The organism is Sphingobacterium multivorum (assembly GCF_039511225.1).
GTDB lineage: Bacteria > Bacteroidota > Bacteroidia > Sphingobacteriales > Sphingobacteriaceae > Sphingobacterium.
Genome location: NZ_CP154261.1, coordinates 4346733 through 4373247 on the forward strand (window position 1 = coordinate 4346733; position 26515 = coordinate 4373247).

Annotated in this window: 28 protein-coding genes; 15 read left to right on the top strand and 13 right to left on the bottom strand. The window is 37.1% G+C overall.

Features of this window, described 5'->3' with window-relative positions; genetic code table 11:
• Positions 1-156: 156 nt before the first annotated feature.
• The 3 genes from AAH582_RS18000 to AAH582_RS18010 all read right to left on the bottom strand — a co-directional run bounded on the left by AAH582_RS18000 (position 157) and on the right by AAH582_RS18010 (position 3106).
• Entirely contained in the window at positions 157-978 is an 822-nt protein-coding gene (locus tag AAH582_RS18000) for a LytR/AlgR family response regulator transcription factor (RefSeq protein WP_046675213.1), read from the bottom strand.
• Positions 979-980: 2 nt separating this feature from the next.
• Entirely contained in the window at positions 981-2012 is a 1032-nt protein-coding gene (locus tag AAH582_RS18005) for a hypothetical protein (RefSeq protein ID WP_343319324.1), read from the bottom strand.
• A gap of 113 nt (positions 2013-2125) precedes the next feature.
• Entirely contained in the window at positions 2126-3106 is a 981-nt protein-coding gene (locus tag AAH582_RS18010; RefSeq protein ID WP_343319327.1) for a hypothetical protein, read from the bottom strand.
• 528 nt (positions 3107-3634) lie between these two features.
• On the opposite strand from AAH582_RS18010, the gene AAH582_RS18015 reads away from it, so the two are divergent.
• The 3 genes from AAH582_RS18015 (at position 3635) to AAH582_RS18025 (ending at position 5840) form a co-directional block, all read left to right on the top strand.
• The gene (locus AAH582_RS18015; protein WP_343319329.1) at positions 3635-4657 is read left to right on the top strand and encodes a helix-turn-helix domain-containing protein; all 1023 of its coding nucleotides are present in this window, start codon (positions 3635-3637) and stop codon (positions 4655-4657) included.
• A 108-nt stretch (positions 4658-4765) separates the two neighbouring features.
• Entirely contained in the window at positions 4766-5338 is a 573-nt protein-coding gene (locus AAH582_RS18020) for a MauE/DoxX family redox-associated membrane protein (protein ID WP_343319331.1), read from the top strand.
• Between the two features lie 160 nt (positions 5339-5498).
• On the top strand, positions 5499-5840 hold the full coding sequence (locus AAH582_RS18025; RefSeq protein WP_343319333.1) for a hypothetical protein: 342 nt from the start codon (positions 5499-5501) through the stop codon (positions 5838-5840).
• 68 nt (positions 5841-5908) lie between these two features.
• Here AAH582_RS18025 and AAH582_RS18030 read toward each other — a convergent pair whose 3' ends face one another.
• The 4 genes from AAH582_RS18030 to AAH582_RS18045 all read right to left on the bottom strand — a co-directional run bounded on the left by AAH582_RS18030 (position 5909) and on the right by AAH582_RS18045 (position 12374).
• Positions 5909-7267, bottom strand: coding sequence for a RagB/SusD family nutrient uptake outer membrane protein (locus AAH582_RS18030; protein WP_343319335.1), 1359 nt, complete (start codon positions 7265-7267; stop codon positions 5909-5911).
• A gap of 3 nt (positions 7268-7270) precedes the next feature.
• Positions 7271-10447, bottom strand: coding sequence for a SusC/RagA family TonB-linked outer membrane protein (locus tag AAH582_RS18035; RefSeq protein WP_343319337.1), 3177 nt, complete (start codon positions 10445-10447; stop codon positions 7271-7273).
• 12 nt (positions 10448-10459) lie between these two features.
• On the bottom strand, positions 10460-11830 hold the full coding sequence (locus tag AAH582_RS18040; protein WP_343319339.1) for a TlpA family protein disulfide reductase: 1371 nt from the start codon (positions 11828-11830) through the stop codon (positions 10460-10462).
• 175 nt (positions 11831-12005) lie between these two features.
• Positions 12006-12374, bottom strand: coding sequence for a hypothetical protein (locus AAH582_RS18045; protein ID WP_343319341.1), 369 nt, complete (start codon positions 12372-12374; stop codon positions 12006-12008).
• 597 nt (positions 12375-12971) lie between these two features.
• Between AAH582_RS18045 and AAH582_RS18050 the strand changes: the two genes are divergently transcribed.
• The 5 genes from AAH582_RS18050 to AAH582_RS18070 all read left to right on the top strand — a co-directional run bounded on the left by AAH582_RS18050 (position 12972) and on the right by AAH582_RS18070 (position 16266).
• On the top strand, positions 12972-13334 hold the full coding sequence (locus tag AAH582_RS18050) for a hypothetical protein (RefSeq protein WP_343319343.1): 363 nt from the start codon (positions 12972-12974) through the stop codon (positions 13332-13334).
• Positions 13335-13393: 59 nt separating this feature from the next.
• A complete protein-coding gene (locus tag AAH582_RS18055; RefSeq protein WP_343319345.1) occupies positions 13394-14068 on the top strand; it encodes a hypothetical protein in 675 nt (224 codons plus the stop codon).
• 94 nt (positions 14069-14162) lie between these two features.
• Positions 14163-14825 (top strand): hypothetical protein, encoded by a 663-nt coding sequence (locus AAH582_RS18060; protein ID WP_343319346.1) that lies wholly within the window; start codon positions 14163-14165, stop codon positions 14823-14825.
• Between the two features lie 6 nt (positions 14826-14831).
• Positions 14832-15764, top strand: a complete 933-nt coding sequence (locus AAH582_RS18065) for a hypothetical protein (RefSeq protein WP_343319348.1) — start codon at positions 14832-14834, stop codon at positions 15762-15764.
• 73 nt (positions 15765-15837) lie between these two features.
• Positions 15838-16266: a hypothetical protein gene (locus AAH582_RS18070; protein WP_343319350.1), complete on the top strand. Its 429-nt coding sequence runs from the start codon at positions 15838-15840 to the stop codon at positions 16264-16266.
• 48 nt (positions 16267-16314) lie between these two features.
• Here the strand turns inward: AAH582_RS18070 and AAH582_RS18075 are convergent, their stop codons facing one another.
• The 3 genes from AAH582_RS18075 to AAH582_RS18085 are packed head-to-tail and all read right to left on the bottom strand — an operon-like array spanning position 16315 to position 18217.
• A complete protein-coding gene (locus AAH582_RS18075) occupies positions 16315-16605 on the bottom strand; it encodes a hypothetical protein (protein ID WP_343319352.1) in 291 nt (96 codons plus the stop codon).
• Positions 16589-17215, bottom strand: coding sequence for a nucleotidyltransferase domain-containing protein (locus tag AAH582_RS18080; protein ID WP_343319354.1), 627 nt, complete (start codon positions 17213-17215; stop codon positions 16589-16591). Before AAH582_RS18080 ends, AAH582_RS18075 begins: the two co-directional genes overlap by 17 nt.
• 3 nt (positions 17216-17218) lie before the next feature.
• Complete coding sequence (locus AAH582_RS18085; protein WP_343319356.1) at positions 17219-18217, bottom strand: pentapeptide repeat-containing protein; 999 nt, start codon at positions 18215-18217, stop codon at positions 17219-17221.
• Between the two features lie 578 nt (positions 18218-18795).
• Here AAH582_RS18085 and AAH582_RS18090 point away from each other — a divergent pair.
• From AAH582_RS18090 to AAH582_RS18105, 4 genes are read left to right on the top strand one after another with little or no spacing between them, the layout of a single operon-like run.
• A complete protein-coding gene (locus AAH582_RS18090; RefSeq protein WP_343319358.1) occupies positions 18796-19938 on the top strand; it encodes a DUF3800 domain-containing protein in 1143 nt (380 codons plus the stop codon).
• A 4-nt stretch (positions 19939-19942) separates the two neighbouring features.
• Positions 19943-21025 carry an HNH endonuclease gene (locus AAH582_RS18095; protein WP_343319360.1) on the top strand — a complete coding sequence of 361 codons (1083 nt, stop codon included), beginning with the start codon at positions 19943-19945 and terminating at the stop codon, positions 21023-21025.
• Between the two features lies 1 nt (position 21026).
• A complete protein-coding gene (locus AAH582_RS18100) occupies positions 21027-21692 on the top strand; it encodes an HNH endonuclease (protein ID WP_343319362.1) in 666 nt (221 codons plus the stop codon).
• 15 nt (positions 21693-21707) lie between these two features.
• Positions 21708-22715 (top strand): AlbA family DNA-binding domain-containing protein, encoded by a 1008-nt coding sequence (locus AAH582_RS18105; protein ID WP_343319363.1) that lies wholly within the window; start codon positions 21708-21710, stop codon positions 22713-22715.
• Between the two features lie 7 nt (positions 22716-22722).
• Here AAH582_RS18105 and AAH582_RS18110 read toward each other — a convergent pair whose 3' ends face one another.
• On the bottom strand, positions 22723-23022 hold the full coding sequence (locus AAH582_RS18110; RefSeq protein ID WP_343319366.1) for a hypothetical protein: 300 nt from the start codon (positions 23020-23022) through the stop codon (positions 22723-22725).
• Between the two features lie 399 nt (positions 23023-23421).
• Between AAH582_RS18110 and AAH582_RS18115 the strand changes: the two genes are divergently transcribed.
• On the top strand, positions 23422-23970 hold the full coding sequence (locus tag AAH582_RS18115) for a hypothetical protein (protein ID WP_343319368.1): 549 nt from the start codon (positions 23422-23424) through the stop codon (positions 23968-23970).
• Between the two features lie 168 nt (positions 23971-24138).
• Here the strand turns inward: AAH582_RS18115 and AAH582_RS18120 are convergent, their stop codons facing one another.
• Both AAH582_RS18120 and AAH582_RS18125 read right to left on the bottom strand, forming a co-directional pair.
• The gene (locus tag AAH582_RS18120) at positions 24139-24648 is read right to left on the bottom strand and encodes a hypothetical protein (protein WP_343319369.1); all 510 of its coding nucleotides are present in this window, start codon (positions 24646-24648) and stop codon (positions 24139-24141) included.
• A 247-nt stretch (positions 24649-24895) separates the two neighbouring features.
• The gene (locus AAH582_RS18125) at positions 24896-25261 is read right to left on the bottom strand and encodes a hypothetical protein (protein ID WP_343319371.1); all 366 of its coding nucleotides are present in this window, start codon (positions 25259-25261) and stop codon (positions 24896-24898) included.
• A gap of 90 nt (positions 25262-25351) precedes the next feature.
• On the opposite strand from AAH582_RS18125, the gene AAH582_RS18130 reads away from it, so the two are divergent.
• Positions 25352-25954, top strand: coding sequence for a hypothetical protein (locus tag AAH582_RS18130; protein ID WP_343319373.1), 603 nt, complete (start codon positions 25352-25354; stop codon positions 25952-25954).
• Positions 25955-26096: 142 nt separating this feature from the next.
• Positions 26097-26342: a hypothetical protein gene (locus AAH582_RS18135; protein WP_343319375.1), complete on the top strand. Its 246-nt coding sequence runs from the start codon at positions 26097-26099 to the stop codon at positions 26340-26342.
• Positions 26343-26515: the final 173 nt, after the last annotated feature.

Below are 26515 nucleotides of genomic sequence, written 5' to 3' on the forward strand. Positions count from 1 at the left end.
CCTGCAAGCACAGTGAAAGCACTATTAAAAGGTGGACTCAACGTGGACTCACTGTGCACTCACCACGCTTGCAGGTGGAATCAGATAGCCGTCCGTTCACAAGCTGCCCCCTAGTACAACAACTTACAGCCGAACGACATTTTTGCTATCCCGTTGTCAATAACTACGGTCGATACCATAACGCCGGAATTTCCCTTTGATTGTATTCGCGTCAATCCATTGGTAAAAATATTTGTATTTCCCTTTCTCTCCCCGATTGATTTCAATATCGGGGAGCAGCACATGTTTGTTTGTAATCCCGATCACATGCCTGAGCGACACCACAAAACTACGGTGCACCTGTGCAAAGCCCGACTTGGGCAACCAGGAGACGATATCGCCAAAGGCCTCATTGACCTCGATATAGTTTTTAGCATCCAGCCATATCCAGGTATGCTCGTCCTTAGCTTCCACATAGCGGATTTCATCATAATTCAGTCTTTTCTTGGCTGCACCGCGCTCCCCATAGAAAAAGCAGATATTGTCATCATCGAGATCATTTAGGCCCATTCCTTTGATTCTGTCCTTTACCTTATTGATCGCTGTATAATAACGCTCTCGCTCAAAAGGTTTAAGAAAATAATCCGTCACCTCATAATGGTACATTTTATCGCCAACCTCTCTATTGGTACTGCAAACCACAACCTGCAGATTGGCAATACCCGGATTACAGCGTTTGAGACCCGCAAGCTGCCCCAAAATATCAAGGCCACCCACGATGGGCATTTCAATGTCCAAAAACAGCACATCCAGTTTTAGCGTGCGCAATGCGACCAAGATTTCCTTTGGATTTGTTGTCGTATATGCACATTCAACGCCATCCGTCAAGTCCACGTATCCTTTGAGATCATCAACGATATCGGGATCATCGTCAACAATGGCGACCCGGATTTTTCGAAGCCGCCCTTCTTGTTTCAATAGTTTTTTTATCGTATCCATGTTTACGTTTTTATTTCCAAGTTCAAGTAAAATATTCCGTCGTCTACTTTTTTTATCAGGGAAAACGCCTCACCGTATTGCAGGTGAAGTAATTTTGTCATTTGTTCTAAACCTGTTCCGCCCGCCTCAAAGATCCAGGCCGACCTTGCGGACACTTTATTCCTGCAGCTTATCGATACCTTTTCAGTATCACTAAACACATATATCATACTTTCAAATGAAGAATCACTGAAATCGCCATGTTTAACCATATTTTTGCAGAGGCTCAACAGGACCAGGGGAATGATTGTCTTGCTCCGATCCTGTATTTCCAGCTGCAGTTTGATCTGCTGCTGCCTGTACAACTGAAGTAATTGCTGTAGATAAAAAAGCTCATCGTCCAGTTTCCCCAGGCTATTTTTCTCAAAGTTGAGCTTTCGCATGGCATAAACTTCCAGCGCAAAAAAAAGATCCATTCGGGTTAATATTGCGGGATTCTTCTTTGCCAGGTGAATAAAGCTCTGTGTCAGATTTCCCATAAAATGAACGGCCCAGTTGCGAAAGAGCTGTGCTTTTATACTTTCCTGTGACTGGTATCGTATCCATCCCAAATGCCGAAAAATGCCCGTACTGAGGTTATAAAAAATCTCGGTGGCAAGAATGAGGATTCCTTTGAGAGCAAAAGTGATGTAGAAGGTGAACACATCAATTACAAAGTCGATCGCTTTAAACATCCTGGGATTGCGTAGCACCCGCCGGCTCAGTTCAGTCGGAAATTTATACAGCACCAAGAAAACAGCCACCGCCGTCAGCAGAAAATAGCCGAGCACGATCGTCAAACGTAGCGGGGCGAATCTTCTAAAAAGTATACGGCGTAGCCAGGCACGGTTTACATAACTGATGCCTAACATCAGGGGAGCCACAGCCAAAACGATAAAGATATGCCACCAGCCAAATTTATAGGTATTGACTGCCATGATCCAGGTAAAATAGCCAGTCCAAAAAACAACATGAAAACGACGTGGCAATGGTTTAAAAATCCTTTCTTTGATCATAATTAGTTTAGGCAGCAAGCAAAACAAACTTCTGTTTTTATAAAAAAATTATTTTAAGAGACAATTTATACATTAAACAAGATTTACACAACCTTTCCAAGTAAAAAATGCGTTTAAACATATAACCGCAACAATTGAAATTGCCGGCAGGCCCGTTCAAATTCCTGGGCTCCAATAACAACCGAACGTCCCGTAGCCAAATCGAAGAGCATTTCTTTTTCGCCTACGACAAGTGGCAGCCAGATACTTCGCCTCGGCAGCTTATTCGGCCCATCCGCAGCGCCGCTATCAAACAGTCTTGGCAAGCACTCCCATTGGATCAGCTCCTCCGGTTCCAGTTCCTGCACAAGATCAACTACGGATTGTAATATCGGTTGGTAATCGGCTTTATTATGTACAGTGCGATCTTCTCCAAGATAAAGCGACATCTGCTCCTGCCTGCATGTGAGGATGGCTGCTGTGATCGGAACGCCCGACCAGCAGCTCAATGCAGCAATACCAGCTCTTAAAGATAACTCCACACCGTGCAGCCTGACCGGGATCCAGCCTTTAGCAGATTGGCCGATGTCAAGCTGTCCATCGACAAAAAAAATCACATGAAAACCCTGCTGGAGCGCTTCTCGGAGTCTGCGCAGCGGATTGCCCTGGTCAGCTTTGACAAAGATCAGTTCGGCCGCCGTAGCCTCACGCCCAAAAGTGCATCTAAACTGTTGCCGGTAAATCGCCGCCTGTGCTTCAAAAACAGCTGAGCGAAGCAGTATGGCTAGCTTATGCCCCTGGCGCATCAACATCCTAGGCAGCATCCCATAAGGACCTATATGCAGGCAGGCCCAGATGTGCGGCTGCCGATCAGACCTAGGCCAGTTGTGAACCAACTGCTGAAATAAATGATCGTCGCTGCGATAACGCGGCTGGTTGAACCAGTCCTGGCACATCTGCAGCAAACGGATCAAATCCCCATCTTGCGGGATCAGTTGCCACCGGTATAAAAGTGCCACAGCTTTGAGTGATCTGTGCCAGCTATCCGAATTGAGCGCAAGGATATGTGTTGTTAAATCGGGGTCAAGTCCCCTGTTTTTAGCTCTGATAAGCATGGTCATTCAAATAAATTGGCTATTAGGAAGGATGTCCGGATCACCCTTCGTTCTTTTACGATTTAATTAGAAGTAGTAAATGCTGCATTTTTCCTCGCTACTCTTGCTCAGTAGTTTTACTGTTTCCGTGTTGGAAAACTTACAAAATGCCTGATCAGCCAAGAACTGCATTTCCATAAAAAACTGTTCCATTCTATTGTCTTTTTTTGTTTCAGTCCAGCACCAAACATGCCCCGTTTGGTCACTTTGCTTTCGAGCCAGGAAAGCCTGATGATCACAGTGACGAATTTGGTAGAAATACAACAGTTCACCTGCATTTTTGGGCGTATGGGTTCTATGGCAGGGTGAACCGGTAATTTGACCAGTGCTTAAATTTCACCGGGTCTCCAGAGCCTTTCACCGACTCCCCAGACCGATCCACAGTTTTTTTTGCGGCTATTCTCGCTTTTTAGTAGACTCCGACCTCTATAAAGCAACATACAGTAAAACAAACAGTTAAATCAGGCCAATTAATAACAAAACAATCACATGAAAAGAAGCTATGACTTTACCCTACCCCGGGAATATGAACCAGTCACCTCCCCACTACAGCGTCTGACTTATCCCATTCGCAATGCGCAGGAGCGGCACTGGGTATCCCCTACCAACTGCATCAGCGAGCAGATTTTTGATGGCCGCTATGGCTATCTCTATTATTATGAATTTTGGATGGAGCGCCAAGAAACGATCCCGGTGTATACCGCACAGGGCGACCTGCATCTTACCTACCCTTTGTTGAGCGGCTCCCCCCTGCAGCAATACCATCCCGAACAAAACTTTGTGATGGACTATGTTGAGGGGCGGGGTGCTTACCTTTACCTGGCCAAGGGCGAATACTGCTTTACCGTACCCCGTGGACATCATATCCTGGTCGGGTTCATTTTGGATGCAGGACTTTTTCGGCCGCCCTCCAATCGACATTTTAGTTTTTTACAGCATCTGGTGAGCGCCAAGAAGGAACGGTCACCACGGTCGGATACCAGCACTACCTTTGCTGTGGACGAGGTGACCAAAAGGCATCTGCGGCTGCTTTTCAGCAAGATCAATCCCCATATTTTGGACAATGAGCATACACTGCTGAAACACCTGATCTTTCTGATCCAGCTGAGCCGATTTAAGCTGCATACGGATCATCAGGAAAGGCCGATCGACCAAGCACGCAATTTACTAGAAATCATGATTGTGCATCAGGGGGCAAAGGCCAAATTATCGGATATAGCAGAAGTACTGTTAAAATCCAGAGATCATATCAACGAAGAACATAAAAAACAGTATGATTGCACATTTCACGATTACCGCAACCAGCTGCTTCTGGCTCTTATTGCTTCCGTTATTGTGGGCAATGATAAGCTGGCTACCACTGCCGAAGAGTGTGGATTCAGCAGTATCAATGAGCTGCACAAATTTGTCAAGAGCCAGACGGGACTTACTCCGCTAACCTTTAAGCAACAGCAGGAAAATGCGGCCAATGACCCATCTTCTGAAAACAATTCTGCTGAGCCCTCCTCCTAGCCAAGCCGGTTTTTTGCCAATCAATACTTTGTTTTCTGCTTAACGCTCGGCATTTTATCGCTGTAATTTAGCTTTATAAAACTTGGTAAACAATTAACAAAAACGGCTATGAAAGAAAACGGAAAATATAGACAGCATGATGGAATTGCAGCAGCGAATATAGTTCAAGGCCTGAGGTCACGTAGCTGGTTAGGGCGCAAATTCACCGGAGCGGTTTCTTATAGCAGAAAGCATCCCCAGGAATTTGTCTTGCAGGTATTGACCTATGCCTTGCTCTGTCTGTGGATCTATGTCGGGTCGAAAAAGGTATTCACCTACGCCGAATTCAGGGCATCCATGATCAGGCAGCCTTTTGCCGATCAGTATGGGATTATGCTGTCGTATATCCTGCCAGCTGTAGAATTGGCGACAGGCATCCTCTTTATTTTTGAAGGGACAAAAAGATTGGGATTCTGGTTAACCCTTATACTGATGCTTGTTTTTTCAGGCTATGTGATCCTTGCCTTGCGCGATACCTGGGGCAATATTCCCTGCGATTGTATACTCGAGTTTCCGATCAGCTGGAAAGCACATCTTTGGGTCAATGGCCTGATCACGATAGCATGTATTGTAGCCTTACTGCTTGATAGAAAGATAAAGATTTCGCATCAGAGGAAATTGATGACGAAGTTAGGTTCATAAAGAAATTAGCACTATCTGCCACAGCGGAAGCTGAACCCTAGGCTGGTTCGGCGGAAGGGCGCGTCTGCCAAAAGACTTAGGGCTTCTCGCCCCTGATAAGCTTCAATTGCCGATCAAAAAGAGAAAACACAATTATAAATAATAGGAATACACTAAATGTATGAAAACATTAAAATTTAATGTAAAAGCCGCAGTAGCTGTGGCCATTGCAATGGTATCCTTTATCGGATTTAACAGTTTTAAAAATGCTGAGAAAAAAACATCATCGTCTTGGTATCAGATTACAACAAATGCATCCAATCCAAGTGATGATGTATTAGGAAGTGCCATTACAGATCCAACCTTGTCGGGTCAATGTAACACAACTCCCGATGACATGCGCTGTGCCCGCTTTATTGAAAACCCCGATAATCACGACCTATCAGGGTTAACAGTAGATGAGGCATCACAATTGTCGAACGTTCAGATCACAAGTGATCTGACCTACAAACCAGAACAATAGATACATCATAATTTTGTTTATCATGTTTTGATTATTGGCTCCATCAAATTTATGATGGAGCCTATTTTTTACCGTTCAAATTGCAGCACATCAGATTTCATAACGACTTCATCAGGAACAGGAAAAGTGTATCTCCTATCCCTTGCCGGAAGAAGGTATTCTATCCCATTCACCGTCCGCTTTAGATCCGTCTTAAGATGGTCTTCCCGATTGAGCCTTCTTAGATCGTACCAGCGATGTCCTCTTAGATACAATTCTTTCCGCCGTTCCAACAGCACGAGTTCCAAAGCCTTCTCCTGCGTCATATCTTTATATTCGGGTGCTGTACCTGGTTTATATCGGTATTTAAGCAACTCACCAAGGGCCTTTAATCCATCATTGACTTTCCCCAAACGCACTAAGCACTCTGCCTTGATCAGATAAGCTTCGTCGAGCGCTATTCCTGTAAAGAGTGCAGCAGAACCAAGGTACGATCCTTTATATTGATACAGGTTACCAACTTTGGCAAAGAAATAACTTTTACGCAGATCATTACCATCGAACAGATCTACAAACGAAGTCGGAACAGTCAATTTTGTTTTGGAAAAATATTCAACTTGATTAGCATTTTCAAAAAGTAAAAACTCCTTATTACCTATTCCACTTGCCGGGAAAGTATAGCTGGCGCCAGGTTTAATACTATTATAGTCCAATAATGAATACCCTTCGTTTAACGCCATGCTGGCATAGGTCAAGGCTTTCTCAAAATCACTTTTGACCAGATATAGGCGAGCAAGCATGATCATTGCACATGCCCGACCGGGCAGGTATAATACGGGCACCTGTTTAGGCAATTGATCCAGTGCTTGCAACAAATCACGTTCAATCTGTGCATAAGTCTGCGTTACGGTCGCCCTTTTAGAAATTAAAGTCGGATCATAATCCAGTCGCAAGGGGATTCCAAATGTTTCATTGTCGGTATCGCCCCAAGGAGCAGCAAAATGCATTGCCAAAGTAAAAAATGATTTCGCCCTAAAAAACAGGGCGTAGCCTTCGAGTTTAAGTCGCGTGCTTTCATCCTGCTCTTTGCCTTTCAATTTTTGCAATCCATCGAGTACAAGGTTAGCATATAAAACCGTCTGATATGGATTGTTCCAATCGGGCACATCCTCACCTTCAAAAAGATTCTTACTCCAGACATAGGCATTTTTATCCTGTAGCTTTTTCAGTGCCAGCCAAATATTATCATCCACAGCGATTTCATCACTACTGGCAATACCGAGACCATTTCCCGTGGATGTATTCATAACCGGGTACTTATTGAGCAGCATTTCGAAATCGGTCAAAGTCGATGGTACTAGCTGCGATTTGTTGTTCTTTACATCCAAAAAACTGGGGTTACAGCCCCATAAAAATAATAGACAAAGTAAACTCAAAAGTCTTTTCATGATTTAATAATTAAAGTGAATACCTATCGAATATGCATTAGGAATGGGATAACTTGAATTGACAGCATCCGGATCGATGCCAAATTTATTGGAACGGTATAGGATCAACCCACCATTGTACTGCACAAATAACCCCATATTGGCACCCCTCACGCTTTTGAATGCGAAGTTATAGTCCAACCGAATATCAGAGAGCTTGATAAAGTCGCCTTTGGCCACCAATGGACTTACATTTGCATAATAACTATCCCGATTGGCATTTACATCAATCGGTAAAGCTGGCACTATCGTTATGTTTTCATCCCCCGGTTTTTGCCAACGATCGAGGTAGTCGATATTGCCAATGCTATTTTGAAAAAGCTTCGCATAGTCAATGGATTTCCTTCTAAAATAGAAGCCATTTTTCCATTGGACCAAAAAGCTCAGACCAAAGCTTTTATATGCAAATGTATTGCGTATACTTCCCTGATATGGCGGAAAACTACGCCCTATTAAAATAAGGTCGTCTATCGAGATGCTATTAAAATACCCCGTATAATCCTTGTCTCCACGCGGTGTAAGTAACATTCCAGTAGCCGGGTCCAGTCCGCCAAAAGGGTACGCGTATATTTCATCCAACGAATGCCCTTCCCGCGGTCTCGGGGAAGATACAAAGCTGCTCGTTTTGACAGCACTGTTTGCCATGTAGTTGGTCACCTTGTTGGTCGTATAGCTCCACAACAGGTTAGCATCCCATCTAAAATTGCCCTGCAGGATGTTTGCGCTTAAATTCAGATCTAGCCCCTTGGTGATCATATTGGCATAGTTGATCCGATTGTCAACATTTGACACACCATTTGACGTAAAGATTCCCGTCGTTGGGTCCAAAAAAGATTCGCCGATTAGATCATTTCCATCCTTTGAATAATAATCAATCGTTCCGCGCACTCTTCCGTTCAGTACAGCAAAGTCAAGTCCCAGATTAAGGATATTGATCCGCTCCCACTTTAAACTGGGATTTCCAGCACTGGATAAAGTAGCGCTCGGCAATGAATTTGGGAAGACGAAAGTCGCCACATAAGCCGTTGGCAAAGCACTGATTTTGTTGACCACATTTCCTGTCACTCCATAACTAGCCCGCAGGTTGAGCCTAGAGATCCAGTTTGGCGTTAACTTTAGGAAATTTTTGAGGTCCTCATTGATGCCGATAGACCACAGCGGTACACCTTTTTGGTTTGTTTTAACTCCAAATAAATTGGAGGCATCCCATCGGGTACTAAGGCTAAGTGTATGCATCTTATCAAATACATAATTCAGATTGCCGTAGTAAGAGATATATCGATTTGTCAATTCCAGCGTTGTAGCCGTATTGGTTGGGATCAAGCCGCTGCCCTCTGGGCGTACAGGATAGTATTTTGTATAATCGAAGCTTGTTTGATAGCTCAGGTTGTCGCTGTTATAACCATAGAGACGGCTTCCAGCTTCAGCAATGGTCTTATTCTCGGAGAGCTCTGCTCCTGCCAACGCGTTGATCTGATGTCTTTTCAGAAAACTACGGCTGTAATTTAGCTGGCCACGCCAGTTGTACGACTGGTCGCTCCCATTGTTCTGATCCAATATGGCACCTAAGGGAATGACATAAGTACCATCCGCTTGCGTGAATCTGTTTACCAGATCACGCACCAAATAACTATCCTTTTTATATAGGTTACGAGTTGTGTTGATTCCTTGCTGAAATTGATATTTGAGCGATAAGTTCAATCCCGAGATAATCTCATAAGAAAGGCCTGTCCCTAACAATAAATTCCGATTTGTCGAATTCAGATCCTGCTGGTTTCGATCTTTTATAGGACTAAAAGACCAGTCGAGCAAGCCATTCTTCTCGGCGCTTTCAACATAGGAAGAGAGGTAGCGGTAATTAATGGGAAGCGCTGTCCCATCACCATCCACAAAGGTCGTATAACTGTCTAGATTGCGGGTATAGTTTAGATCACTCAATGAGTAACCATTATGGATGGACTGGTTCATATTTAACCGGATATTGGTATTGAGCACCAGTTTTTTGAGCAGGTTATATTCCGTATTCAACGACAATGTGTAACGTCTATCCCGATCCCCTACGATATTAAGATTGTTTTGATCGAAGCCCGCAGAAAGCATATAATTGAAATTTGATCCACCAGCCTTGAGTTGGAGGTTATAGCGCTGCAGCCAGGACATCCGGTAAAGGTGTTCTTGAGCCTGCTCGCGTACATCCCTATTCCGCAAGATCTCTTTCTGTTGTTCCAGTGTGGTCAGATCAATCAGACCATCCTTATATTTAAAATTGAGCGCGGCTACACCAGGCAGTAAAGTCGGATTAGCCCGGTTGTAAAAACCCCGATCAAAGAGCTTTTGTTCAAGATCAACACGATCTGCGGAGGGGATATAGTTTCTATTGTAAAATAAATCAGGTCTATCCTTTAAGATACTGCTTGCCGAAAAGGTTAGCTTCAAAGGTGTATTATTAATACCTTTTTTGGATGTCAGTACGATCACCCCATTACCAGCTTTAGCTCCCCAGATTGCTGCCGCAGAAGCATCTTTGAGTACCGTTATACTTTCGATATCATCGGGGTTGATCTGGTTTAGATCCCCTGTATAAGGAAAATTATCCAAAATAATCAAGGGTTCCGAACTAGATTCAATTGAGACTACACCCCGCAGTCGCAGTGACGGCTTATTGGTGTTCTCATTAAAATTTGTCCTTCGGTCAAATTGAAGCCCACTGGTAATACCCTCCAGCCGCTCTATAATGTTTGGAGAGGGATTGCGCTGCAGCAACTTTTGATCGATCTGTACAAAGGAGCCCGGCAAATTTCTTTTATCCGTACGATAATATCCTGTGTTGACGATGGCTTCATCAAGCTGTACCGACGTGGCTTTCAGGCGAATCACAGCAATTGCGGGATCTGACAGCAGGGAGACTACTTGCCTATTGTATCCAATTGCAGAGGCTTCAATCTGCTTTTGCCCATCCTGTACAAAAGAAAAATAACCAAGGTCATCAGTCTTTAACACCTTATTTTGTGGTATCATTCGAATATTAACATTTGGGATAGGCCTATCGTTGCTGTCGATTACCCTAATCTTTCGGGTTTGCTGTGCACTCGCTAGCAATGGAAGCGATAGCAGTATAAAAAAATAAAAAATAGTTTTCATTTGTTTTAAAGATTAATTGGCTTGTTTTTTAACTTCCTTGAGCAGGAGGATCGGAACTTTTTCGTAACCGACTTCAAGTTTTAGGTTGTACCGCTTCAGTTCCCTTTGTACATATTCCATCGATCCTTTACCGATAAGATCCGTCGGGAATTGCATATGGACCAGCAGCTCTTTGGGCAAATTAGTTTGATCGACTATGCTATTATCATCAAACAGTCCATTGGGGAGCCTTGGCAATCCCGTTCTCACAAAATCTAACCATTTAAGCTCTCCATATTGGCCACTGAAATAACGATAAGCAGGTTCAGAATACTTAACTCTCTTTGTTAGCAGTGCTATTGTCTCCTTCGGCTTACCAATACATTTTAACACTGGGACTTTATATTGTTTTGATTGATCAATACTGATCTCAAGCTGATATTCAGCTAGCGCATAATCAGCTAAGTACTGCCGGAACAGATTTAAACCTTCCTTCGCTTCTATCCCCTTTGGTGCGCGAAATTCAACGGTTCTACTGTTTTTTCTAAGCCAGTCACCATAGATCGAATCTTTAGCAAAGTCATTATTATACATTTTGGGGCGTCCGATTTTAAGCTTACTTTTCAGCTCAGGTTCAACCTCATACTTTATCGCTTTTAATAGATCCATTCTGTCAGTCAACAGATCCTGATAAGCAAATACAAGCAATTGATCGATGGGAATATTGATACCATAGTAGAGCCAACCATTAGGCGTTTTTACTGTTTTAAAAGTTACCTGCGCATAGCCCTCGGTGTAGCCCCCAACTTTAAAGCTATCCTTTTGATAGCGCACGACCGCTGGAGCGTTATGCTCCTGAAAGAAAGGCTGATTAGGATCTATTACCTTGATATCAGCCTCGTTATAGACGGAAGGCATTTTTCCAGCAAGCAACATATTGATATTTTCCAACGTGGCGTAATTTGCTCGCGGCATTGCTATTACCTTTCCCTTATAGATCCAGACCATGTGTGGGATAGCTTGGTGTAGAAAGTACCGGGACAAGATCGAATCGTTGATCACAGACTGATGTTTCCAAGCAAAACGGTTAAGGACAGCTTGAATTTCGGCGGTTCCCTCATAGGTGACGGGTATGATGGCAACCTTCGTAGTATCTATCTTGCCGAGCAGCTGCTCGTTCATATTTTTTAAGGAACCAAGGCATGGCATACACCAGTGTGCCCAAAAATCCAGTATAATAAGTTTGTTTCTATCTTTATCTAAGGACCTGTTATAGGTCTTTCCGGTAGACCAATCAATCATACGGTGCACCTCATTATAAAAGGCTTCGGAAACCTGGTCATTGATATAAAGCCCATCGGCCCCGCTATCCTTGCGAGGCGTCTGAGCTGATAAACTAAACATATGAAACATAAGAGCTAATACAATAAAAGCTCTTATGTTCTTCAATGCCTTTAAAAAACAAATTAAATAGGATTGAAAAACTAAGAAGTATAAGATCACAAGTACCGTGATCTTTAGTATTTGAATATATAGCAATGCACTTCTAATGGATTGTAATTTTAACTTTTTCATGATACTAGGAATTGGTATTGGATTGGGATACCCGATGGAAGAAATCGAAGATCGCTTTATAAGTATCTATCGTTTCTTTGTTTACCTCTAGTGAAATAGATACCTTACCAAGATCCAATTGAGTCATGTGGATCATTAAATAAGCTATCAGGACGCGGAGAAGTTCGACGGAAAATTCAGACAATTGCGGATTATCTCTCATTTTTTCGTTATCAACCGTATCGGGATGTAAAACAACGATATAGTCTTTGATTGTACTTAGAGGATACTTATCCCAAAAGTCTTGAACATTTTTCACAGGATCATATCCCGATCGATGGGTCTCATAAATCACCAAATCCAGTAGGATTAGGTGAGCGTAATTAGATCTCATTCATTAGATTTTTAATGGCGAGTTTAAGGCATAGCTATTCCTGTCCGACTGAATCGGTTACTTTTTGGCCATAAACCGCCCGTAATAAAATTGGTTAATTGGGATAGCTAGAATTCTAGTGAATGGATATGACTCGGTATATAATTGGGCATCTCGAATTCCATAGCTGATGTAGCCAGATCATTGCTGGCTGAATCATACCGAAACTACTCGGGAGATTTGAAAATGTTTTTTGTGGATTGTTTTTTTTGATTCATAGCTCACTTAATTTAAGTTTTATAAAGTGAGTCTCTCGAGGTTATTAAGAACTATAGCGGGCTCCTATCAACCGTATAGCAGGCTTCCGACGGCCTAGTGAAACGGAATTACGATAGTCGCCCACGAGCTATAGCTTGCACAAAAGTACAAAAATATCTACATGGGCATTGGACTACCGTCTCGTTCACTAGTAATTTGTCGGAATTCACTATCGAGACTCTTTTAGTCAAATGCTATTCTATCCAAAAATTGAATGAATATTAAGCAAATATACAAATTCCATTTATTCAATACAAATATGTATCGAATAAACTTCTCGAATATATCAACATTTGGTTTATGACCAACTATTCAAAAATCGAAATAGAAATTATTAATATCACACTAGGACTAACTGTCAAATTAAGGAGGCTAGAACACAAGTACTCCCAGCTTGACTTAGGTATTATTAGTGAGACCGACAACACCTTGATAGGTAGGATTGAAAGAGCTGAACATATAGTTGGTTGGAATGTTATAATGTTGGTGAGTCAAAAATTAAATATTAACTTCTCATCACTATTTGTACTTAAGACCAAGGCGGAAGTTTTAGAATTAATCGAGGATTGTTTAGCCCTAGAAACAAAGTTGACACAACAGAAAAGAGCGTTTTATAATAAATTAAAAATTAGGGTAACGGATTTATATAATAAAATCAGTTAGGGTGTTAATGGTCTCCGCCTTAAAAACTGAATAGCAAATATTGGTTTCTACCAACTTCAATGGACGATTTATATTATAAAACAGAAGAGTATCTTATTCGAATAAGATCGTGCAATAATAAGTTTATCAATTATGAAAATATTTCTGATAAAGCTGCTCCCCATTATGTACTAAAAAATAATCCGATAGCTAATCAATTTTCCGGATATAGATTAATACAAAAGGATCTACAGAATATTCTTGAGACTATTAATTACACAGTAGACCACAGTAATTCAACCAATTACATTGTAAACAGAAGCTTATCTTTTTTTATTGCAGTTACATATGCGAAGTGCTTTACAACTGCTGAAGGTAGGAAAATCAAATTAGAGGAAAAACAAATATTGAAAGTATTTAACGATGAGCAACGAGATTTACATTACCAATTAATGACATTTAGAAATCAATATGTTGCGCACGGTGGAAATTCTCAATTTGAGATGAATCCAATTGCGATTTCTATTTTCGGAGAGTCATTTGCGATACATGATAATCTTATATACGTAAATAATTTAAAAATCTTCAACAATTCGCTAAAAGAAATGATTATCGAGATTATAAAAGAGATAGAAAAAAAGTTAAGCAAAATCTACGATCGTTTAGGTGCATTTGTTTTAGAGAATTTCAAGGATATCCAGGATAATTCATTTACGCCAGATTTAACAAAGCTAATTGAAATAAAGGACATGTGATAGAAAAGTATATTAGATAAATCTGAGCGAAAATTACAATTACGAATCGTCCTTTTGGAATCGGTGTTTTATAAAATAGACATAATAGATAAATATGAAATTGCTAGACATAATTAAAGACGAAAATCTTAAAGGACTTATAACAGATATTCTTGAACTGGAATTAGATAACGTTATTGATAATGAATCAATAAAAGATATTCCGATAATAGGATCTGTTTTTAAACTATATGGTGTTTCAAAAAAAATCGGTGATTATTTTCTTTTAAAGAAGATTGGTAGATTCTTGTCAGGATTAGAAGATATTGAAGAGGAATTAAAGAATAAATTTCTAATGAAAGACAACAAGATGCTCTCAGAAAAACTCTTGATTGTTCTCAATCAATTAAATAGTGAAATAAAGGCTGAATTAATTGGTAACCTATTTAAAGCTTATATTGAAGAAAAACTATCAAAAGACCAATTATTAGAAATTGTTGATGCGATCGAGATAATTTTTATAAATGATTTACTTATATCGGCCCCTTTACCGACTTATACCAGAAACGGATATTTAGGTCAAACACCTTTAAGTGCTATTATGAGGTTTCAATCTGTTGGGTTTATTACAAAGATTGAACAAATGGTACCAGGAGGGCTCAATATTAACTATACTAATACATTTAACAGATATGAATATAGTAACTCATTCAGAAATCTTGGAATATATTGCAATGAAACTTTATTAAAATATAAGTCTGAACTTCGGAATTATTAAATGTATATGGAAATATCATGGTATATTAAATATACACCTAAGTCACCTGGAATTATAAAATTGACCGCAGGGCATACGATGAATGTTCGAGACATCTCATGGTATTTAGATAACGAAATCAACCTTGATATATATGAGTCGTTATTGCCCAGCCCTGTGCTAGGACATCGCCAATACAATTTCGACACACTTGATTTTTTTAATAAGCTTTATTTTGTTTTACATAAGATTATTCTATATTCAGATAATCGAATATTTGTTAGAGACTATTTATCTGCGTTTGCCTTAAACAAAAATCTACATAAAGAATATAAGGAAAGGAAGTATTTCTTCGAATGTTTATGCAAAATAATTTTTCATTTTGAAGATGAATTATGTATTCCATCTTCTATTTTAAAAACAATTGACGCAATTATTGATGACCTACAATTTATTATAGATAACAAAAAGGAAGATCAAAAAGCAGAGGATAAAGCCGAGTCACTTGACACTACTCTAGGAAATTTTGAAGTCTTCAAAGAGTCATATAAAAACAATAAGAACGAAATCAATAAGCATAGTCCAGGTTGGCAGGTAAAGGATTCTATTAAAATACTAGAAGCTCAAAAAAAAACATATAAAATTATCAGTGATTCTTTTAATAGCATGTCTCGAACGGACGGCTGGCACTATGCTTTTAGATCAGAAGAGGATTTCAATAAAATCTCAGCACTATTGACGAGCTTCTTTGTGCAAGAGAAAAATTTTTCATTTCCTGAGGAAACAATAAATTTAAAACGAAACGTGAAGACGAAAGTGGCCGTCTGTGTCAAATTAATCTATGATGAGCTTGGAGAAGGTGAATTAAAAAAAGAACAGACTCTTTTTAAGATTATGAGATGCATGAATTCATTTAAAGATGATGATGAATTAGCAATATACAAATTGATGCACAAGTAAGGCCAATCCCCAAAATCCCCCCTGGAATCCCAAAAGTCACCATCCATATTGTGCTGAATTAAACAAAAGCACAATGATAAATAGAAAAATAAACAAGGTCGGGCAAAATCACAATAAGAACGACTTAAATTTTCCTCATCGATTTTCGTCAAAAAAACACCTAAGCAAGAAAATGTTAATGGACACCATTATCGCTGTAATTGAGAGCTGCACTGGGGAAAACATTTATTCATTAAAAAAAGAGCTAAAAGAAGAAGAACTTTTTTTTCTTGGGCTAAACTATCTCACAACTACAAAAAAAGCATATTGCCAAGCACTGGGCATTCCTATTGAGGCTGCCTGCCGTTATAAACGGACTTTCGAAAAAAAAGGATTATTGGTGCAATCATCCTACAAAATAAAATGCCCTTATACAGGTCATCTCGCTCATTTAATTTCAACAAATCCTGCCGAATTTGATAATTTAAAGAGAATTAGAATTAAGCAACTATTGCTTTTTTAATAAACTAAATTTACTGAACCAAATAACACCAAACATATTCGCTTAACTTTAAGTTAAGCGAATATGTTTTAACTCTTCAATTTTACTCCTTAAATTTAATTGCAAGTCCCTGTATTCTTCAGTAATCTGATCTTGACTTTTATTTGCAATAAAAAAAAGTCTTTCTGAAATATCTATTAAACAGCTTTTCAGCACTTCATTTGAGATATTATTGTTGAGAAACCAACTTTCAATAGCAGATCTAGACAATCCAGTAAGTTGCATTTTCAATTGATTTTTATTAACATTTTTAATAACCTCTCTTTGTAAATCGACTCTATTATTAAATTCTGCTTTCATAATAACTCAAAATTTGATTAAACCACTTATCTATCTTATCGATATTCTCTTTAAACAAAGATAAGTATTCGTCATCAATATTATAATTCACCCCCCTTGTCGAACTTATTCGCGACATCATTAAAAGATCCGTAATCCTTTCATCCAATATTAAAGGAAAATCAGATAATTTTTCAAAAGATCGTCGACTAAAAATTGGCCTTTCATAACAACCTAACGTAAAACAAGTCGCAAAATTTCTGATTGCTAAGAAAATCATTGATAAATCAAACACTATCGAAAAATCATTTTCTTTAATAGAATCGACACTGTCATTAAATAGCTGTTTAAATTTTAAAAGATCTGATTTACAATTGATATATTTCTCTGGCCTTCCCAAATTCGTTAAAAAATCTTCATCTGAAGAATAAACCAATTTGGATTCGTAATATAGATGCCATGCAAATGGATTTCCTTCTTTATACAACTCCTTAATCCTATCACTTGTATATATAGAATATTTATTAACATCAATATCTACTAGTGATTCATCGGAAATTAATATTAAATCAATGTCAGAATACTTGTCAATTTCTCCTCTAACTACAGAACCAAATATATATATATTCATCACTTATCGTCTATTATATTTTTTGATAATTATAGACATTAAAAGTCCCATTGAAACCAATCTCAAAATTATTAAAAACAAAACCAGCAGCTGAGGATAATAACTAAAATAATTATCCCCCCCTTCCGTATTTTTTATCGTCACACCAAAATAATTACTAGGAACTTTTACAATAAAAATATTCAAAATATCAAAAAAATCACGTATAGAATTTTTAAATATATCATATATTGTAAGAAAGGTAAATATAAACAAATTAAATCTTACTAACCTCCATAAACTTTCACCATTCCCCCAAATGAAATCTAAAACACAAACTTTAATCCATTTCCAAAACTGTACAGATCTTCTTCTAATACCTCCATATTTTGATCTATGATAATCATCACTCAAACTCCATGTATCATATAAATGCAGTTTCGTCGCTTTAAGTTCTATATTTACCGCGGTGGAAGCCTTCATATGATCACCTATCGATGCATAATTCAATTTAAGTGACCTTGCAAATTTATATCTTAAATTATTTCTTTGTGGAGCACATTCAAATATTTCTTCATCCACAAATGTCTTTTCAAAGGTTGCATAATCAAAATTACATAATTGAAAATAAGATCCTTGAAGATTACAATTGTTAAACTTTGCTCCTTCAAATTTACAATTTATGAAGCGACAATCCTTTAAATAACAACCTTCAAATATAGCTTGAGAAAAATCAATATTTTTAAATAAAAAGTTTGTCGCCACACCACGAATGAATAAATACCTTTTGAACTTTAGATCTTCAACAAAATATAGGTTATCTTCTTTTTCAGAAGAAAAAAACATCATATCCTTTACTTCTACACGATTTGTAGGTTGTAACTTACTTTCAGCGACTTGTTTAAGTCTAAGTTCCTTTTCCTTTCTATCCTCTTCTTTTTTCTTTCTTTTTTCGCTTTCAAGTTCGCCAAGTTTCGTTACTATTTCTTTAGTAAATATGTTAATAATAGATTTAAAGCTCATGGGCATTAATATGGTTAATACATATAGAGAATGTTTATCTTTTCAGTTTGTAAAGATAAATATATGAGCTAATAGCAAAGCATAAAATTATTCATTTTTCATCTTACAGCTTTTCGGAATGATTTAAAAGACCATCGCAATATAATTAAACTTCTAAATCCCTGCACCATAAAGGAGTATTTTGCAGCGGATTAGTGGTGTTGTATTGTGTGGAATATCCATTAAGAGAACGCTTAGTAAATATAGTAACCGTAGAAAGGCATGACAAAAGAGAATGTTTAGAATTTATCTGTAGCATCATCAGTTCAAAAAAATCAATTCAACTACTAAAAACAAATTATTTATTTAAATTTAACAAAACACAAAAAAAACCTTAAGAACAATTATATTTCTATACAATTAACATAATCGATTATTATTTTTAAAATTATTGGTAAACCGTATTGAAAATAAGGCTATAATCAAGAAATTTAAGATTAATAAATAATTCTGTAGCTATTATATAATGAATATCGGCGATTACAAATTATCTGATTTTTCATTATATTTAGTAACATATCAATGAGCCTTTAAATTTTATGAAGAACGTAATAGCATTTGCTGATGAATTCGGCAATAATTCATTTAAATTTTCTTCAGAAAGCACGCACTTCATTATTGCTAGTGTAATTGTTAACAAAGATGATCTATCAGATTTTTATTTCGGTGTCGATAGTATTAGAAAGAAACACTTCCAAAAAGGAGAAATAAAATCTTCAAAAATTAAAGATAATCATACAAGAAGAACAAAAGTCTTAGAAGAAATAATAAAGCTTAAATTCAACGTCTATGCCGTCATTGTGGATAAAAGAAAGCTTTATGGTGAAGGCTTTAAATACAAGAAATCCTTTTACAAGTATTTAAACGGTATTCTATATAAAGAACTCTATAAAACATTCCCAAAGCTTGAATTAATTGTAGATGAACATGGTGGTAACGAATTCATGCTAGAATTCAAGAAATACGTCTCCAATAATCATATTCGCAATCTATTTTCAGGATCTGAATTTTATATTAAAGACAGTAATAAAGAGTTAGGTGTTCAAGTTGCAGATTTAATAGCTGGAACATTGGGCTATATTTTTGACGAACATAAAAAAAGTGAAGCATCACAACATTTTCTCGAACTTATTGAAAACAAAATAATCAGTATTAATCATTTTCCAAAGGTCTATTCACCGAACGAATACTTAGGAAATGACATTGGTGACGAATACAATAAAATTATTGTAGAATTAAGCCTAAGGAACATATTCAATTATCTAGATACCGAATCCGCCGAAAGCCAACAGAAACAAGATGCCATAAACTTTCTAAAGCTTTTAATCCGCTATCATGAGTCCAATCATTATAAACATTATACTACTTCTCAGGAGTTTATAAAACACCTAAACGTAAATAGGGAGTCCAATCTTAGTAAGGAACAATTTGTCAATTTAGTGGGAAGCTTGCGAGATAAAGGCATATTGATTGCAAGTAGTAGAGAAGGTTATAAAGTACCAACCAATCACGAAGACATAAAAAAATACATCAGGCATGGTAACTCCATTGTACTACCTCTTCTCAGACGTATTGAGGTTTGTCGTCGTTCACTGCTGTTAGCAACAAACAATAAACTTGATATTCTAAAAGATTCAGAATTTTCGACCTTATTAGCATTAACTAAAAACCTCGAGGCATAACACAATGTATACCGATCATATAGAGGATATTAATGATTATATAGTAATTATTGATCCTTACATACATAGAAAAGCAAGAATAAATAGAAGCGAATTCCTCTCAAGAGTATCGGATGTGAAAGCTATCAGAACGGCGGTTAACTCAAACTACATATCGTTTTATATCACTTCCGTTGAGGAGTTTACTAATATAAAAGGATTTTATGATTTAATAAATAAAGCAAAATTCAGTTTTACTTATTATTATTCTTTAGCGGTAGCGGTAAAACCTCCCCTTTTCAACTGGTTTAAGAACACTAATTTTAAAACAATCGAACAGCAGATCATTTTTTGGCTGGCGTCTCTTTATTATTTCGTCCCCAAAAAAAGAGATATCATGGAACAGCAAATCTATCCAATGCTTTTCCAAGAGATACAAAATCTAGTAGAAAAGTATTATAAAGATTTTCCGTTACCCTTATTTTGTAGGCAGCCTGAAAGTTTTATGGATTATGACTACGATCAATTTGAGTCAGAGTGGCAGGCTTGTCACGATAAATACCTAGAAGCTTGTAATTCCTTTTATTCCGATAGTCCACCCGATTTTTTAGAATCACCTTTTGATTATAAACAACTAGACTCTTGGGGCATCAATGACAGATTCGGAATTGAATTTCTGGAAGGCTACTTTTCAGACAATGATTGGAATAAGATAATTCTTAATGGATACAAAGATACTCTGAGGAGATGCGAAAGTCGATCCGACTTATGGGAAAAATGGAAACATACTTATGGTACTTTTGATCAAAGGAAGAATCCAATATTTAGTTTTTACTATGACGGTAATGACAAGAAGGAAGAATCCAGTAATACCAAAAGAAAACGGTCTCCTATTTCCAAAACTTTAAAATTTGAGATCTACCAAAGGGATAAATTTACCTGCCGGTATTGCGGAAGAACGCCAAAGGACGGTGCTAAGTTATCTCTAGATCACAAAATTCCATATTCTGATGGTGGAAAGGATACCTATGAAAATCTTATAACAGCATGTATGGATTGTAATATTGGAAAAAGCAATAAAGTCATCAATATAGAAGATATACCCTAGTATGAATAAAGAAGAATATTTTTTGAAAAGCAAAACATCAAAATGCCAAACATTGAGGTGTCCAATTACAAATTATTGCACGAGGAGGGCTTTAACTATCTATTTTTATGCAGATTTCAAGTATTTGAATTACCATAATTCTGAAATAACGACATTAATAAAAGAAGGTATTATCCCCGAAGATTTCGAAGAAAAGGCCATTCCGCTTCAAAGTCCTGTCAACATTTGGAAGAAGTCGAATATCCATATTTATTATCAACATATGTGTCCCGAAGTAAATCTCTTGGAGAGTGAATTTGCACTACCCTTTGCTATTGATACAGCAAGTACAGATGGAGAATGGGACGATTATAGAAACACAAATAAATTTAAAAATAGATTTTATGGTCATTTTAGCGAGTGTGCAGAATTTAACTATTATATTTTTAATAATAGAAGGAAAAATACTACTCAAAGGAAGAGATCTCCGATATCGAAATCATTGAGGTTCGAAATATTTCAAAGGGACAACTATACTTGTCAATATTGTGGCCGAACGCCGCAAGATGGTGCAAAATTGTCTTTAGACCATAAAACTGCTTACTCAGATGGTGGCAAAGACACATATGAAAACCTTATTACAGCTTGTATGGATTGCAATATGGGAAAAGGAAATAAAGTAATTTAAGCTAATATTATAACTATGACTGATTATTGTTCATATTACTTCGGTAAATCTCTGAATGATCTTACTTATTCAGACGTACAAGCTTTTTTTCAGCAAGAAAAAGAAGAATCTATTAATCTAGAATTTAAGAGTGGACAGGATAATACAAAATCATTTGACGATATCCTCAATAAAAAGATAATTCGAGCCATCGCTTCTTTCCTAAATTCAGAAGGTGGAATTTTAATTTGGGGGTCGCCACGTGAATCCGAAGTAACAAAAGGCGACAAGAAAGTAAAAATAGCACAAGGTGATTTACAGCCAAATAAAGTTTACAATGAAAAAGATCAGCTTGTAAATAAAATCATTAGATCTATTTCTTATATGCCAGTTGGCGTCAATGTAATCGTATTAGAAGAAAATGATCAATATGTATACATCTTCGAAGTACAAGAAAGCCAAAACAAACCTCATCAATATAATGATCAATATCCTATAAGAATAGACGGACAGTCTCTCCCGGCCCCCCATTATCTTGTTGAATCAATGTTTAATCAAGTTAAATTTCCAACCATTGAGGGATACCTAAAACCATTATATTTTATCGAAAAAGACGGCGACTTAATTTTACATTTTGATTTCAAACTCTTCAATTTTTCTCCTTCAATCCCAGGGAAAGATATTCAATTATATATAAATACTACGGGTGGAATATTTGAAGAAAACAACGATAGCTTTGTTCAACCAAACCCAACGAAATTATTATGTTTCGGGCTCAATCCATCTCTCAAATTAACTTTAGCTATTAATGTATGGCACTTAAGAAATCCAAATTTTCAATGTAATATCACAATATTTATTTCCGGAGAAAACCTTCCAACTAAATTTTCTGAATATCGAGTTGATTTTCGAAAGTTGAATCAGAGCTTTAGAGAAGCATTGATACCGATAAATGAAAATCTTGATCTACACAAAACGAAAGATTTATTAGCCAACGATAGGGAATCACTGATTGCTAGGTTTCTTGAAGATGATGATTTTTGATTATATCTTATTTCTTTAGCTGTTTTATAATTTTTCCAGTGTAGACTTGTATTGCTATAGATTTTTCCAATTTCTTATCTCCGTTTTCAAAAACTAACACTAATCTATCTTCGCGTGGTTTTCCATGCTCCTTAAAATAATTGTTAGCGTCGCGATAATCCCAAAACATACCCTTCTTAGAACCAATTCTTAATTCTACTTTGGAGGAGGGGACAATTTTACTATTTGGAGGTAAGGAGTTTACTTCCTTAATAGCTAATCCAAATGCTATAGCGCTCTCCTTAGCATTATCGTTAATGGAGATCATTCTTCATTTATCAAAAAATAACTTTCGGACCAGTTGAAATACAATGGAACGTTCGTTACATTTCGTAGTTGTACTATTAACTCGGAAATGCTTTCTTTAGGAATTGACACTTCAACTTGTTCATCCGAATATTTAAATGTCTTACCACTTTGATGGTTATAAGTTACACTTACAGCTCCCAGGTTCCTACCGTAGTCCTGCCCTTTCACCGTATTTGACAAAAACAAAGAAAACAATATATAAATCAAATTTTTCATACTTACTAATATTGCATTTTTTAATCAATTCATCAATAAATCCATTCGATTTTTAAAACTATGGGAAACCGTAAAAATAGCTGTATATTCTCGCTTAGATTTGCCAGAACACTCAACAAACACAAAATTCAAAATCTGTATTATGTTTAGAAATCTATTGAAAAGAAAAACGCTAGCCAAGTATTTATTGCTATCTGTCTCGTTCTTATCGCTGAACGGCTGCAGTAAAAGTCAAGAACCAATTGTAGAACAACCTACCGATGAATTCAGCTACGAAGTAGAATGTACAAGCTGTGATATCACATATACCGATAAATCTAACAGTACAAAAACTGTAAAGCATACAACAGGAAAATGGGAATACAAATTCGACCAGAAGATTAGCTTCGAGCTAAAACTATCCATTAAGACTTCGTTAGCTTCTCAACAGACTATTAATGCCTATATCTTAAAAAATAAAGAGACGGTATTCGGTAATGTCGGCTACAACCAAACAACAATAACCTATGACACCCAAAATTCAAGAGGATCTGGAGTCTACGGTTCCTACAAAAATACAGACAGTGGCAACGGTGGAAATACTGGTGGCAGCACCAAACCTACATCCTCCGTCTGCGGTGCTAAAAACAAATCAGGCGGTTACTGCAAACGTGTCGTTGTAGGTGGAGGAAGATGCTGGCAGCATAAGTAGTAACCGGTTTTTAAAATGTAAAAGCACAAACCTGAGGATTCGAAGTAAAAGAAGAAGGGCTCAATTATCTTATAACTGAGCCCTTCTAATCTATACGCAACTTCTTTCCTTCTGCACGGTGGGTTATAATTTAGAGTTCTTCTTTCATTAAAATTTACTATGAGCCGACTAAGTTTGACGAAAATCCATCAATATCTTATTAGTATTGTTTAGAAATTTTTCCATACTGAAACAGTAACGTTTATATACTTCTTGTTCACTAGAATAATACGATATTTCCCCTTTGCCATTATTTAGACCTATATAATACATTGGAGTAGGTGTACCTCTCAAATGAAACTTAAAACATGAAAAGCACTTGTCCAACTCATCGTAATAGGAAAAAATTTCATCTTCATTGAAGAAAAACGAACGTTCATAACCGAGAGCCTCTAATTCAGCAATGGATTTATTTTCATCATTTAAGACATCTATATTTTTGACAGCCGATAAATCTTTAACTTCATCAAACCATTCTACAATTTCAACAATATCCCACTGCCAGTCTAGAATATATTCAACCTTGTTATCAGATTCATAGCATAGTTGAATTATACCCCAAACTTCATTGGGAGGCAACTCTTCTTCATAAGGACTCTCTTTCCTTTCAAGATGAAAATACAATTTACCACAGTTCATTTCTCTATTTATTTTTTATCATTTTTTTGCATTGACATTAAGATCCATCATTTGCTTTCATAAGTCATAAAAATCAGAAAGTTCTCATAAGAGCTGTTATCCTAAAAATATCGGTCTCGTCATATAGGAACCAAAATTTATCAATTCCTTAATAAATAAATCTTGGTCTTTCATCACTATTATATTGGAACAACTTCCTTACTTTCTTCCCTCCTTAAATCAATAGATCTTGAATACGATGATAAAATTATCGATTAATATAATCCCTATATTCTTCCTGAATCATTCCCGTGGAAATATATCTATGAGAAGATGCTTTGTAGCTGAATGTGGCAAATTCTAACGCATCAACGATTGAAGGAAAAGTATGAATTACGCCAAAAGGTTCATCAGGATCAATAAATGAAAACGCATAGATATCCATGAAATCTTCATTCCCCTCATCAAAGCATTCAAAATAGGCGACAGAAAAACTTTCATCGTTTTCCTTATCAATACTTAACCATTTAAGAATGGTATAATCATCTTCGTGGACATCATCCAGCCACTGCTCTACAGATTTTCCCAGTCTAAGCCTTGTTCTGATTTGATCGTCTGTTAAATACTGTATCATAAAAATAAAAACCTGATGTATGAATTTAGTAAATTGTACTATGGAAAAGAAATCATTTTGGCATCATCTTTTAAACCATTGGATTGATTTATGAAAGTACGCTTTTTAATACCCGTTTTATTTCTTGCTTTAGCTTGTCAAAGCAATGATCAAAAACAGGTACCAGTCAAAATCCAAAAACAAGCATTCGACTATGCAATTGTTGAAGATGATTATGCTGAAATTTTGGATGCTATAATTGACTATAACTCCATTTCAAATGAAGTGGCTAAAACTAATAAACCAATAGCCTATATTCACCAATGGTTCATAAAAGACTCGCTATATAATGCCTACGACAAAAACTTTATGCCTGACGGTCTGAGGATCCAGAAATTGCTGGGCTTAGTAGGCCATAGCCAGCAAGACTCTACAGGCTATCTCAATCAGGTCAAAGGAAGGGATACTGTATTTATTCCAATACAAATCAAAAAGAAATATAACGTTGCATACCATAAAAAGACAGAAACGACAGAGCAATTTATGTCAAGATATACATTTCACTTGCCCATCTTGTCGCATGATCACAAAAAGGCATTTGTATCGTTAGACTACGTATGTGGGGGACTTTGCGGTCAGGGTTATGATTTTATCCTAGAAAGAATAAATGGAAAATGGAAGGTGATAAAACGCGACTATACTTGGATAGCTTAAAAAGATAGCGTTCATTGACATTCTCTCCTATTTTATCCGCCAAAAACTGTTTGCTTTTACTTTTTATTATATTTACTTAAAAAGACTCGCAACCTTGGCTAGGTTTCGGTCGGTTTATAACACAAGATCCAATAGACACACAATGGCACTAGAATTAATACCTGTAATAGAAATTGGATATAACAATCAGGGCATTCCAACACCAGACAAATATCCTTATTGGGAAAAACTTGCAAATGGAAAAGATGGCTTTTATGCAGGACATCCGCAACCAAAAGTAAATGTGGACACGAACATAATTACGCTTGATTTTACCGTAGAAGAGTTTGACGAACACTTTGCCCCCACACCAAAGATGTATTGGTTTCATTTGAAATCTCATCTCTAAAGCAAGCAATTGAAGTTGTAAAACAGGAATTAGAAAATTTCGAAGTAAGACTGGAGAGGATAAATCGGGACAACAATTTAAATATTGAAAGAATCTGCGAACTGTTGATATGGAATGATGAAGACTATCAATAAAGAAAACGGAATGACCACATTATAGCCAATTTTAGGACG